Below are 12,022 nucleotides of genomic sequence, written 5' to 3' on the forward strand. Positions count from 1 at the left end.
TAATTTCCTCAAATATCACTTAAATATTTATCAAAGTGTAATATTTAATTTATCAAAGTAGAAATTAATGACAGTGTTTCATCTGATTTAACCTCAATTCATATTCCCCTACCAAGCAACAGTATAGCTCTGGCATGGCTGGAGTATGGCTTAGGTATGGCTTCAGTATGCCGCAGGTATGAAGTCGAGGCTACGCCCCCAATTGCGCCCCCAGAATTTGCGGGGGCTTTGCCCGCTGTTTCAGGAGCGCCAGCCCCGCTGATGCTCCCCAAAAGAGTAGCTGCCTGGCCCTTAAAAACAGAACCGGCCCGCCAGGCGGGCCGGTTCTACATCATAGAAAGGCGCATTTAAGCCGCCGGCTCCACCACGCAAACCGTGCTGGATACTTCCACCTCGTTGCTGCTCTGTCCTTCCCAGATCTGCTGCATCACCTGGTGCTGGAAGTCTTCCACAATCTTGGCGTAGATCATCGTAGTCTGAATTTTGGCGTGCCCCAGTACCTTCTGCAGCACCGCCACCGGCATTCCGCGCAGCAGGCTCTGCGTCGCAAACGTGTGCCGCGCCGTGTGCATTGTCACCAGCTTCCACTTGGCCACCAGCGACTTTACCAGCTCACTGTTCTCAAACTCCACCGTTTCCACTTGCCCCGTAAAGCCCGCAAACTGCGCAATACGCTTCAAATTGCGGTTCATCACCTGATTTGCCGTGGCCGGCAACAGCTTGACCCGGGTGCCGGCGTATTTGTCCAGCAATGCCGCCGCCGGGGCAGTCAGGTATACGCTCAGGGCCGTTCGCGTTTTAGTCTGCGTAAGCCGCAGCACCCGCTTACCGCGCCATTCGTGCACGTTGGCCGTCGTCAGTGCCCGCATGTCGGAGTAGCGTAGCCCTGTATAACAGCAAAATAGAAAGGCGTCCCGCGTGGCCACCAGCGAGGAAGGGAGCATTGCATTTTCCAGCTTCGCCAGGTCAGCCGCCGTCAGGCAGAGCTTGTCCACGTCCACCCATTCCGCCCTAATTGCCTTCAACTCAATACCCACCTTCAATCCCCGCTCGTCCCGCGCATACCGCAGGAAGGCTTTCAGCCGGCGCATGATCTTGGCTACTGTGTTCGGAGCTAACTTCAGCTTGAGCCGGAGGTAGGCCAGCAGCAAGTCGTGAACGGCCACCGTGTACTCATCCAGCGTGAGAAGCTTGGGACGGGTCTTCTCAAATGCTTCCAGGTGCTTTTTCACCGTCCGCACCACGACCAGCGTTTGCGCCCGGTAGCCCCGCGCTTCCAGTGCGTCAGTATATTCCGTGTAAATCGGTAGCATCGTTACCGGCTCCGGGGCGGGCTCAGCCGGCAGGAGCGAGGCCTTCAACAGCTCCGGAGTCACGCTCTTACCATCCGTGAGCAGCTTCCGGTAAGTTGACTGCAGGCGCTCCGTAATAGAATCAAGATAGTCGTTGGCATCCTGGTACCCACTGAGCGAACGGCGGAACCGCTCCTTTTCCGGGTTCCATTCAGAAGGCAGGCACTTCTCCCGCGTGGCGAAGCGGGGCCGTTGCCCCTCGTAGTAAGCGCGCAGGTAAACAGTGCAGCGGCCCGCAGCGTCGGGCCGGTCGGTACGGAGTTCAAACCGAAACGTCATGGGAGATGGGGGTGTATGTGGGGGTGCGTTTGGGGGCGCATTTCCGCATATACAGGGTCCAAATCCGGAGCCGTCCCAAAGCAAAAATCCCCTAAAACCGCTTCTGTTACCAGATTTGCGACTCTAGGGGATTCTTTGCAACAAATAGTTGCGGTCCGGACGGGACTCGAACCCGCGACCTCCGCCGTGACAGGGCGGCATTCTAACCAACTGAACTACCGAACCATTCCTTCGCTGCCAGGGCGTTGAAGTGGTGCAAAAGTAGAGGGCCGGGATGGAGTACACAACACCTACCCCCAAAAAAGATGCGGAAATAGCCGTATTCTGATTGTTGTGGGCTGTTTATCAGGGAGAAAATTTTTTCAAAAAATCGGCTGGGGTAGGCGGCGCGCGGTCTGCACGGCTTCGCTTACCTTTGCTTTCTTCTCTCACTCCGCCAACACACCCACTCTGCCGTGGCAATGCTCCTCGATTTTGAACAACCTATTGCCGCTCTCGAAGGCAAGCTCCGTGAAATGCAGCAACTGGCCCTCGACAGCCAGGTTGATGTTTCGGAAGCTGTAGCGGCCCTTGAAGCGAAAATCAAGACCCTCAAAAAGGAAACCTACGCCAACCTAACCCGTTGGCAGCGCGTGCAGCTTTCCCGCCACCCCGACCGGCCCTATACCCTCGACTACATTGAGGGCATGACCGACAAGTTTATTGAGCTGCATGGCGACCGGACCGTGGCCGACGACCAAGCTATGGTGGGCGGCTTTGCCGAGCTGGATGGCCGCTCCGTGATGTTTATCGGGCAGCAGAAGGGGCGCAACACCAAGCAGCGCCAGCTTCGCCGCTTTGGCATGCCCAACCCCGAAGGCTACCGCAAGGCCCTGCGCCTGATGAAGCTGGCCGAGAAATTCGGTAAACCTATTGTCACGCTGATTGATACGCCCGGCGCGTTTCCGGGCCTGGAAGCCGAAGAGCGGGGCCAGGGCGAGGCCATTGCCCGCAACCTGAAGGAAATGTTCCTGCTGAAAGTGCCGGTTATCTGCATCATCATCGGGGAGGGGGCTTCGGGCGGGGCCCTGGGCATTGCCATCGGCGACCGGGTGCTGATGCTGGAAAACACCTGGTACTCTGTTATTTCGCCGGAGTCGTGCAGCAGCATCCTGTGGCGCTCCTGGGACTATAAGGAGCAGGCTGCGGAAGCCCTCAAGCTCACGGCCACCGACATGCTGGGCAACAAGCTCGTGGACGGCATCGTGAAGGAACCCCTGGGCGGTGCCCATACGGATGCGGCCACCATGATTAAAACGCTGAAAAAGACCATCCTCAAAACCCTGGACGAGCTGGAAGCCCTGCCGCAGGAGGAGCGCATCAGCCAGCGCATCGACAAGTTCTCGGCCATGGGCGTAGTGCTGGAATAGAGCTAACTAGCCGAAAAATAGTCTGTCATCCTGAGCGGAGCGAAGGACCTTACCACTGCAGCGCTACTCGTTCGTACACGGGGCGTTCGGGCATGAGAAGGTTTTTCGCTCTGCTCAGGATGACATTTTTTTATTCCTTTACGGCCCAAACCCAACCCACCTGCTCATGCACGTTCATACCCTCGATACTGGTTTGTTTAAGCTCGATGGCGGCGCCATGTTTGGCGTGGTGCCCAAAAGCATGTGGCAGAAGCTGAACCCACCCGATGCCAACAACATGTGCACCTGGGCCATGCGCTGCCTGCTGATTGAGGACGGCAACCGGCTGGTACTCGTTGATAATGGTATCGGCGACAAGCAGGACGAGAAATTTCGGGGGCACTTCTACCTGCACGGCGACGACTCGCTGGAAAAGTCGCTGCGGCAGCGGGGCTTCACGTCGTCGGATATTACGGACGTGTTCCTGACTCACCTACACTTCGACCACTGCGGCGGCTCGGTAGTGCGCACTGCCGCCGACAAGCTGGAGCTGGCTTTCCCGAATGCCACCTACTGGAGCAACCAAAGCCACTGGGACTGGGCCGTAACCCCGAATCCGCGCGAAAAGGCCAGCTTTCTGAAGGAAAACATCCTGCCGATTCAGGAAAGCGGCCACCTGCAGTTTGTGAGCCCGGCGGCCGGCACGCCGGAGGCATTGCCGATGTTCCGTGACATCATTTTCGCCGATGGCCACACCGAGAAGATGATGGTGCCGCTGCTCGACTACAAAGGCCGCACGCTGGCATTCATGGCCGATTTGCTGCCCAGTGCCGCGCACATTCCGCTGCCCTACGTTATGGCCTACGACATGCGCCCGCTGCAGACGCTGACTGAAAAGGAGCAGGTGTTGCGCCGCGCCGCCGACGAAAACTGGGTGCTGGTGCTGGAGCACGATGCTGCCTACGAGTGCTGCACCGTGCAGCACACTGAAAAGGGCGTACGGCTGGCCGAAACCTTCCGGTTGTCAGAGCTTTAACACCAGCCGGTGGCTGATTGGCGGATTGCTACGTTTACGCGCCTATGCCGGACTCCTCACCTTCGCTTCCACCCACTACGACACCAGTAAAAGGCCTGGCGCTGGCCCTCTCGGGAGGTGGGGCGCGGGGCATTGCGCACCTGGGTGTGCTGGCCGCACTGGATGAGCTCCAGTTGCCCATTGCGCATCTTGCCGGCGTCTCGTCGGGGGCCATTGCGGGGGCGTTTTATGCGGCAGGTTTTGCGCCCCGTGAGATTCTGCGGCTGTTCATGGGTGTCCGCATCACCCGGCTCACGCGCATGGCCTTCAGCCGCTACGGCCTGCTCGATCTGAGGGCAGTGCAGCAGCTGTTTGCCCAGCACCTCGGGGCCGACTGCACCTTCGCCGACCTGAAAACACCGCTTACGCTGGTGGCCACTGACCTCGCGGAGGGTGCTTCGGTGTATTTCTCCGAAGGACCTCTGATTCAGCCGCTGCTGGCTTCGTCGGCGGTGCCGGTGCTGTACCGGCCGGTGGAGTATCAGGGCCGGCAGCTAGTAGATGGCGGCCTGCTCAACAACCTGCCCGTGGATGCGCTGTTGGGCCGGGGCCGCCCGGTGGTGGCCGTCAACTGCATTCCTACCAACCGGTCGGGGCGGGTTGCGGGCTTCCGGAGTCTGGTGGAGCGCACGCTCAATCTGATAATCGGGGCCAACAGTATGCTTAGCAAGCTGCAGTGCGACCTGCTGCTGGAACCCGAGGAGCTGCGGGCCTACCGTCCGCTGGACTACCGGCGCGGGCAGGAGCTGTTCGATATTGGCTATCGGCACACCCTGGCGCAGGCCGCTGAGCTGACGGCCCTGGCAGCGGCCTGAAGCCGGGCGGGCGTTGTGGTAGCAGTTCCTACGCGGTGCTGGGCGCCTTTTGCGGCTTCACGCACTTATTTTCCTAGTTTTGACATCTGGCAACGCCCACTCACCCCGTTGCTGTTCACTTTCTGCATGGCTTCCCGCAAGACTTCTACTTTCTGGTATTTCGTTTCCAAAGCAATTTTTGCCGTAGCCGGCTGGCGGCTCGGGCCCCAGGTGCCGCCCGAAATCCGGAAGAGCATGATGATTGCCGCGCCGCACACCAGCAACTGGGACTTCATTTTTGCCCGCGCCGCGTTTTTCCTCATGGACGAAGACGTGAAGCTGACCATCAAAAAGGAGTGGACCACCATTCCGGTGCTGGGCGCGCTGGTACGCTCCCTGGGCGGGCTGGCCGTAGACCGCAGCAAAAACAACAGCCTCGTGGATGCCATGGTGCAGCTGTTTAAGGAGCGCGACGAGCTGGTGATTCTCATCACGCCGGAAGGCACCCGCAACTACCAGCCCAAGTGGCGCAAAGGCTTTTATCACGCTGCCCTGGGCGCGGGAGTTCCTATTCTGCTTGGCTACCTCGACTACCAAAAGAAGGAAGCCGGCGTGGGCCCCGCGTTCTGGCCCACCGGCGACTACGAGAAGGATCTGGAGGAAATCAAGGCCTTCTACCGCACCAAGCAGGGCCGCTTCCCCGAAAAAGGCGTACGTTAGGATTATCAGGGCTGGTACTACATCCGCAGCACTGGTTCGGTCTTCGTCTCCCATCAGCTCACTACTCACGCCATGGAAAAGATACAAACGCTGCTCTGGATACTGCTCGGGCTGGGCGTGTTCATCTGGCGTATGGTGCAGAAAGCCAGGGCCACTACGCAGCAGGAACGGCAGGAGCGGCGCTACTCCCGCCCCGACCCGGAGGGCCGGCCCCGCCCGGTAGCGCCCGGCCTGCCAGCCACGTCCTTCGAGGAGCTGCTCCGGCAGATGCAGGCCCAAAACCGCACGGACGCCCCCAAAACCGCCGAAACCACCACGCCGGCGGGCCGCCCGCTGCCCCGCGAAGCTGCTCCGCCCGCCCGTAGCCTGGAGGAGCGCCCTAAGCCGGTAGCCAAATCACTGGAAACCACCCCACAGGCGCGCAGCCTGGAAGTGCCGCTGCATGAAGCGCGCCGGGCCGCCGACCTGTCGCGGGCCAGTACCCGCCCCGCCACCAACGACTACTGGGCCCGGCAGCAGGCCCACAGCAAAGAGCCGGCCCGCTCCGTCGTAACTGACCAGCTCCGGCGCCCCGCCGACCTGCGTGCGGCTTTCATTCTGAGCGAGATTCTCAAGCCCAAATTTTAGCGCCACGAGTGTGCGCAACTGCATCACACAAAAAAGCCCATCCCGAGCCGGATGGGCTTTTTTGTGTGATGCAGCTGCGCATATGCTAGTCCTGGGTAAGGGCGTAGCTGACCAGGTTGGCACCCATTTTTAGTGCCGCCTCGTGCATGGCGGGCGTGTCTTCGGGGTAGGTGCCCAGGTCTTCCCAGCCGTTGCCCAGGTCGCACTCATAGCTGTAGAAACACACTAGGCGGCCTTTGTAGAGCAGGCCGAAGCCTTGCGGGCGCTTACCGTCGTGCTCGTGCACTTTGGGCAGTCCCCGCGGAAACTGATACTTCTGGTGGTAGATAGGATGCGAGAACGGCAGCTCCACGAACTCCAGCTCAGGAAACACTTTCTTCATCTCGGGCCGGATGAACCGGTCCAGACCATAGTTGTCGTCGATGTGCAGGAAACCGCCGCCCGTGAGGTAGCGGCGCAGGTTGCGGGCCTCGGTTTCCGTAAACGACACGTTGCCGTGGCCCGTCATGTGCACAAACGGGTAGGTCAGCAGCTCCGGCGAGTCCAGCTCCACGGTGGCTTCATCGGGGGCAATGTTGGTGCGCAGCGTCTGGTTGCAGAAGCGGATGAGGTTGGGCAGACTGGTTTTGTTGGCGTACCAGTCGCCGCCGCCGCCGTAGTGCAGCTTGGCAATGCGGAAGCTGGGCGCAACGGGTGCGGCGGCCGTCAGCGACACGAGCAGGAAAAACGTCAGAATCAGGTGTTTGAGCATAAGGTGGGCAGGGCAGTGGGTGCTAGAGCAGCGCTTGGAGTACAGGACAAATACTGCTAGCTTCAGGCAGCCGGCACAAGTGAATTTTAGGACCTCACTATTTTGAGAGGTTGCGTACTCAACGTATTTAGGTCTGTTATGAAGAACAAATTACGCAAGCTATTGACACACTATCAGCAGGAACGTGACACGCTGCAGGCGCTGATTGATTCCTGCACGGAAGAAGGCGAGTATAAACTGGCGGGCAGCTACGCCAAAGGCCTCCTCCAACTCGACCAAAAGCTCCGGACGCTCCACAACCTGGCCGATCCGCTCTACGATGAGAAGCAGCACCGCCGGGCCGTAGTAGAGCGCGCGCGAGCTATGCTGCTGGAAGAAGGGGAAGACCGGATGCTGGCGGAAATCCTAAGGGAGCAGGAGAGCCGGCTGGCTGCGCTAGAGCACAGCCCCACCGAAAAATCACCTGCGGCGGTCCAAAATCATCTGCGGCAAACGATAAGCAAGCTGCTGACTAAAAAAATCGAGAGCTTCAGTCTGTCGTTTGGGCCGGAGTTGCCTGCCTGGTGCAGCTGGTCAGGAAAACGGTTATCGTAACTATTCCGGACATACAGCGGCTCAAAGCAGAGTGGGTGCTGGATAAAAACCAGCTCCGGCAGCTGCGCAGCCTGGGGTTCCGCACCTACGCCAACGGCGACAAGCGCAAGGCGTTCCTGCCCTGTTTCACCACGGAAGATGCGGCCGCAATTCAGCTGCTCATCATGAAAATTTGCCTTGAGGTATTCTACTTCAAGCAATTTGAAGGGCAGGCACAGATAAAATACGTGGAGCCTGATTCGCTGGCTTAAAGCATTGCTTGTCAGTGTGATTTGCCAATCGGAAAGCGCGTAGCTACCTCAGCAGGCTACTAAGCCTACCGGAGGGGCCGGCGGACAAAGGAAACCTTGCTCATCAGGTCTTTCTCATAAGCAGCCAGGCAGTAGCGGTTGAGCTCAGGCGCAAAATGCGGCGCAGCCAGCTGCAAAGCGGTGGGAGCGGGGCTACCGGCGGCGAAGAAAAACACCTTGGTTGTGCCATACTTCGTGTGCGGCATCAGGGCGCCATACTGCTCCATTTCCTGCCAGCGGGCAGTGTCCCTGACTGTTACGGCGTAGATGCGCACGACGGGCCCCGTGTTGTTTTCGTTGCGAAACTGCGCTACTTCCTCAAACCCGCCGGGCAAATCCTGGGCGCTGGGCTGGCGTAGCGCATCTATCACAAACCACAGGAGCAGCGCACTGATGGCAGCGGCAAAAAGATATTTAGGCTTCATGGAAAGACGTTGGTGAGGCAGCGAAAACCGGCCTGCTGGAAGTTTATTTCGAATCGGGCAGCCCCTGGAAAAAGGCCGGAATGCCCGTCAGCCGGCCAGCTCCCGGGCTACGTGTACCGTGTGCACCGCTGCCAGCGCGGCTGTTTCCGTGCGCAACCGGGAGGCGCCCAGCGTAACGGGCCGGACGCCGCGGGCAAAGGCGGCCTCGATTTCCTGCGGCGTAAAGTCGCCTTCGGGCCCGATGAGCACGCAGCAGCCCGTTCCGGCGGCCGCCACGCGGGCCAGCGGCGTCCGTTCGCCCTCTTCCAGATGCGCGATGAACGTGGTTTCGGCCGCCGCGGTGGGCAGAAAATCCGCAAAATCCGTCAGCTCCGTCAGCACCGGCAGCCACGCCTGCCCCGACTGCTTGAGGGCGCTAACAGCAATTTTCTGCAGCCGCTCCAGCTTCAGCTCGCGCCTTTCCGAGCGCGCCGTACGCAGAAACGTCAGCTGCTCCACGCCCATCTCCACGGCCTTTTCCACCAGCCACTCCATCCGGTCGAGGTTTTTGGTGGGGGCCACCGCTACGTGCACGAAGTAGGGGCGGCGCGGCACCTGCTGCTGTTGCACAATGCGCAGCTGGCAGCGTTTGGGGTTGGCGTCCGTCACCTGGGCCTGAAATACACCGCCCCGGCCATCTACCAGCGCTACGGCGTCGCCGGGCGTGAGGCGCAGCACCCGCACGGCGTGCTTGCTTTCGTCTTCGGGCAGCGTGTAGGTGTCGGCTGAAAGGTCGGGGGCGAAGAAGGTATGCGGCATTGGGCAAAGGTAAGCCGGAAAAGCGCGCGGCGGCCGCGGCACGGTGCGCGCGTGCGGGCACAACGCTGCGCCGGGCTGGCCGTATTCCTGCTGGTACCCTGATAGTTTATTCACTTCACCTGTATCCCCATGGCAGTCAAACTCAAAAAACTTTCCCAGCAGACCATTGTCATCACCGGCGCGTCGTCGGGCATCGGACTCGTTACGGCCCGGATGGCCGCCAAAGCCGGCGCCCGCCTGATTCTGGCCGCCCGCAGCGAAGAAGCCCTGCGCCACCTCGCCAATGAAATCAATGAAGAAGGCGGACAGGCTACTTACGTGGTAGCCGACGTAAGCAAGCCCGAAGACGTGCAGCGTCTGGCCCGGGAAGCGGCCGGCAAGTTCGGCGGCTACGATACCTGGATCAACAACGCCGGCGTTTCCATCTACGGCAAGCTGGAAGACGTGCCACTGGAAGACATGCGCCAGCTGTTCGACGTGAACTTCTGGGGGCTGGTGAATGGCTCGCTGGAAGCGGCCAAGCACCTGAAAAGCAAGGGTGGCGCCATCATCAACGTGGGCAGCATTCTGTCGGAAGTAACGGCCATTCTGCAAACCATTTACTCGGCCAGCAAGCACGCTGTGAAAGGCTTTACCGATGGGCTGCGCATGGAACTGGAAATGGATGAGGCCCCCATATCGGTTACCCTGATTCAGCCCGCCGCCATTGATACGCCATATCCCGTGCATGCCAAAAACTATATGGAGCGCGAAGCCCAGCACGCGCCTCCGGCCTATGCCCCCGAAACCGTAGCCCGCGCCATTTTGCACTGCGCCGCCACGCCCGAGCGGGACGTGGTGGTAGGAGGTGGCGGCAAGGCCATGATTGGCATGAACCGCTGGACGCCCGGCCTGCTGGATACGTTCATGGAGAAGTCGTTTTCCAAGCAGGAAAAGGCTGACTACCCGCCGCGGCCACTGCAGCAAAACGCCCTCGACCGGCCCATGGGCCAGCTGGAGGAGCGCGGCAACTACCCCGGCAGCACCCGCGAAACCAGCTACTACACCGAAACCGTAACGGCCGGCAGTCCGGCGCTGCGTACGGCGCTGCTGGTGGGGGCCGGCGTAGCGCTGGCGGCCTGGCTGGGAGCCGGCAAGCAACGCAGCTAAGCCGCCGCAACACCTTTCGGAATACAAAAAAGGCCTGCCAGCGTATGCTGGCAGGCCTTTTTTCTGGCTGATTCCGGAGCTTAGCTCAGCACTTCATTCAGCAGCGCAGCCAGCCGGACGCCCGCCTGCTGAATCCGTTGCTTCATCAGTTCGGCGTGGGCCGGATAGTAGGTATAGTCAATGTCACCGTTGGCGGGCACACCACGGTAAATCTGCTCACTGGCCTGATACGACTCCCAGAACCACTGCTCAGGGGCCGTCTTCTGCCACGTTCGCACCTGTTTGCGCGGCATCTGCTGCGTATAATAGGCCGTCATTTCGGTGTAGCTCAAGCCCTGGTAATCAATCAGGCCACTGTCCCAAAGGCTGTGCATGTTGGTGTCCTTGCCCCGGTATTTCACCTTGATGTCGTTGCCGCCTTTGTCCTCGGCGTGGCCGGCGTGCAGCGGCTGGTGGGCGTCGCCTACCAAGTGCACTACAAATTTCAGAGCTGCCTTTTTCTCGGCTGGCGTTTTGGCAGGGTCCTTCAGGTCGCGGAGCTTGGCCTGCAGCACATTGTAGGCGTTGGGCGAGGTCTGCCCTTTCAGGTCCTGCAGGTATTGCGACTCATTCAGGCCGGCCGGAGAATTGACATAGTGCCAGGGGCCGGTTTCCTTGAACTCCGGATAATACCGGATTTCGTCCGGCCAGGTGCTCACCAGAGTCAGGGTTTCGGTGCCGAGCAGGCGCTGCACTTCGCGGCGGGCTTTTCGGTTGAGGTGTTTTTCAGCAATCTGGCCCACGGCCCGGTGCCCGTCGGCCCCCCAGGCCCACAGGCTCAGCGGCGACAGAAACAGAAGAAACAGCGGCAGCAAACGCTTGCGCATAGTCAGAAGAGGAAGTGATGAAAAGCAGAATATCCGGGCAAATTACTGGCATTTCAAGGAAGTACGGCACTACACCACTGAATCTACCCGCTATCCGACCAGATGTCATGGTTCCTTACAAATCACTCTTTTATGTTTGCTATTCCGCCGCAAAGCAAAAGCCCCGCCGGCAGTGCCGACGGGGCTTTTGTGTAAATACAGCTACTGGCTAGACGCCGGCCACCACTTCTGCTTTGGGAGCGCCGGCGAGGATGTCGTCAGAGGCGAAGTCGGCGAAGCGCTGGAAGTTGTGCACAAACTTGTGGGCCAGCTCAGTGGCCGTCTTGTCGTAGGCTTCTTTATCGGCCCACGTGTTGCGCGGGTCCAGGATGTCGGTGGGCACGCCCGGCACCGCAGCCGGCACCTGCACCCCGAACACCGGGTGCCGGTGGAAGTCCACCGCGTCGAGCCGGCCTTCCAGCGCGGCCGTAATCATGGCCCGCGTGTAGCCCAGCTTCATGCGCTGGCCCACTCCGTAGGCCCCGCCGCTCCAGCCCGTGTTGATCAGCCACACCCGCACTTCGGGGTGCTCGTCCATCTTCTGGCCCAGCATTTCGGCGTAGCGGGTCGGGTGCAGCGGCAGGAACACCTGCCCGAAGCAGGCCGAGAACGTCGTCTGCGGCTCGGTGATGCCCATCTCCGTGCCCGCTACCTTGGCCGTGTAGCCGCTCATGAAGTGGTACATGGCGTGGCTCTTGTCCAGGCGGCTGATGGGGGGCAGCACCCCGAAGGCATCGGCCGTCAGGAAGAAGATGTTCCTGGGCGAGGGGCCCACGCTCGGCTCCACGGCATTGGGAATGAAGTGAATCGGGTAGGCCGTGCGCGTGTTCTCCGTCACGCTCTTGTTGGCGTAGTCCACGGTGCTCGTGCCGGGC

14 protein-coding genes and 1 tRNA gene are annotated in these 12,022 nt (G+C 60.3%); 8 read left to right on the forward strand and 7 right to left on the reverse strand.

The window, feature by feature from the left end:
- Positions 1-347: 347 nt before the first annotated feature.
- Complete coding sequence (locus BUE15_RS07280) at positions 348-1,631, reverse strand: site-specific integrase (protein ID WP_073282591.1); 1,284 nt, start codon at positions 1,629-1,631, stop codon at positions 348-350.
- 151 nt (positions 1,632-1,782) lie between these two features.
- Positions 1,783-1,856, reverse strand: a tRNA-Asp gene (locus BUE15_RS07285).
- 236 nt (positions 1,857-2,092) lie between these two features.
- On the opposite strand from BUE15_RS07285, the gene BUE15_RS07290 reads away from it, so the two are divergent.
- From BUE15_RS07290 to BUE15_RS07310, 5 genes are all read left to right on the forward strand, one after another.
- The gene (locus BUE15_RS07290; protein ID WP_073282593.1) at positions 2,093-3,040 is read left to right on the forward strand and encodes an acetyl-CoA carboxylase carboxyltransferase subunit alpha; all 948 of its coding nucleotides are present in this window, start codon (positions 2,093-2,095) and stop codon (positions 3,038-3,040) included.
- A gap of 166 nt (positions 3,041-3,206) precedes the next feature.
- Entirely contained in the window at positions 3,207-4,055 is an 849-nt protein-coding gene (locus BUE15_RS07295) for an MBL fold metallo-hydrolase (RefSeq protein WP_073282595.1), read from the forward strand.
- A 44-nt stretch (positions 4,056-4,099) separates the two neighbouring features.
- A complete protein-coding gene (locus BUE15_RS07300; RefSeq protein WP_073282597.1) occupies positions 4,100-4,909 on the forward strand; it encodes a patatin-like phospholipase family protein in 810 nt (269 codons plus the stop codon).
- Between the two features lie 126 nt (positions 4,910-5,035).
- The gene (locus BUE15_RS07305) at positions 5,036-5,608 is read left to right on the forward strand and encodes a 1-acyl-sn-glycerol-3-phosphate acyltransferase (protein WP_073282631.1); all 573 of its coding nucleotides are present in this window, start codon (positions 5,036-5,038) and stop codon (positions 5,606-5,608) included.
- 72 nt (positions 5,609-5,680) lie between these two features.
- On the forward strand, positions 5,681-6,235 hold the full coding sequence (locus BUE15_RS07310) for a hypothetical protein (protein WP_073282598.1): 555 nt from the start codon (positions 5,681-5,683) through the stop codon (positions 6,233-6,235).
- A gap of 85 nt (positions 6,236-6,320) precedes the next feature.
- Here the strand turns inward: BUE15_RS07310 and BUE15_RS07315 are convergent, their stop codons facing one another.
- The gene (locus tag BUE15_RS07315; protein WP_073282600.1) at positions 6,321-6,986 is read right to left on the reverse strand and encodes a DUF4159 domain-containing protein; all 666 of its coding nucleotides are present in this window, start codon (positions 6,984-6,986) and stop codon (positions 6,321-6,323) included.
- Between the two features lie 138 nt (positions 6,987-7,124).
- Here BUE15_RS07315 and BUE15_RS07320 point away from each other — a divergent pair, with 138 nt between their 5' ends.
- On the forward strand, positions 7,125-7,580 hold the full coding sequence (locus BUE15_RS07320; protein WP_073282602.1) for a hypothetical protein: 456 nt from the start codon (positions 7,125-7,127) through the stop codon (positions 7,578-7,580).
- Positions 7,550-7,831, forward strand: coding sequence for a hypothetical protein (locus tag BUE15_RS07325; RefSeq protein WP_073282603.1), 282 nt, complete (start codon positions 7,550-7,552; stop codon positions 7,829-7,831). The genes BUE15_RS07320 and BUE15_RS07325 overlap by 31 nt, the downstream gene beginning before the upstream one ends.
- Before the next feature lie 65 nt (positions 7,832-7,896).
- On the opposite strand, the gene BUE15_RS07330 is transcribed toward BUE15_RS07325, so the two are convergent.
- Positions 7,897-8,295, reverse strand: coding sequence for a hypothetical protein (locus BUE15_RS07330; RefSeq protein WP_073282605.1), 399 nt, complete (start codon positions 8,293-8,295; stop codon positions 7,897-7,899).
- An 87-nt stretch (positions 8,296-8,382) separates the two neighbouring features.
- Positions 8,383-9,093, reverse strand: a complete 711-nt coding sequence (locus BUE15_RS07335; protein WP_073282607.1) for a 16S rRNA (uracil(1498)-N(3))-methyltransferase — start codon at positions 9,091-9,093, stop codon at positions 8,383-8,385.
- A gap of 129 nt (positions 9,094-9,222) precedes the next feature.
- Here BUE15_RS07335 and BUE15_RS07340 point away from each other — a divergent pair, with 129 nt between their 5' ends.
- Positions 9,223-10,242: an SDR family oxidoreductase gene (locus BUE15_RS07340; protein ID WP_073282609.1), complete on the forward strand. Its 1,020-nt coding sequence runs from the start codon at positions 9,223-9,225 to the stop codon at positions 10,240-10,242.
- 80 nt (positions 10,243-10,322) lie between these two features.
- Here BUE15_RS07340 and BUE15_RS07345 read toward each other — a convergent pair whose 3' ends face one another.
- Together BUE15_RS07345 and BUE15_RS07350 are read right to left on the reverse strand one after the other, a co-directional pair.
- Positions 10,323-11,108 (reverse strand): S1/P1 nuclease, encoded by a 786-nt coding sequence (locus tag BUE15_RS07345; RefSeq protein WP_073282610.1) that lies wholly within the window; start codon positions 11,106-11,108, stop codon positions 10,323-10,325.
- 208 nt (positions 11,109-11,316) lie between these two features.
- A partial coding sequence (locus BUE15_RS07350) for a phosphoenolpyruvate carboxykinase (ATP) (RefSeq protein WP_139252172.1) occupies positions 11,317-12,022 on the reverse strand: 706 nt, incomplete at its 5' end.

This window comes from Hymenobacter psychrotolerans DSM 18569 (assembly GCF_900142395.1).
GTDB classification, from domain to species: Bacteria; Bacteroidota; Bacteroidia; order Cytophagales; family Hymenobacteraceae; genus Hymenobacter; species Hymenobacter psychrotolerans.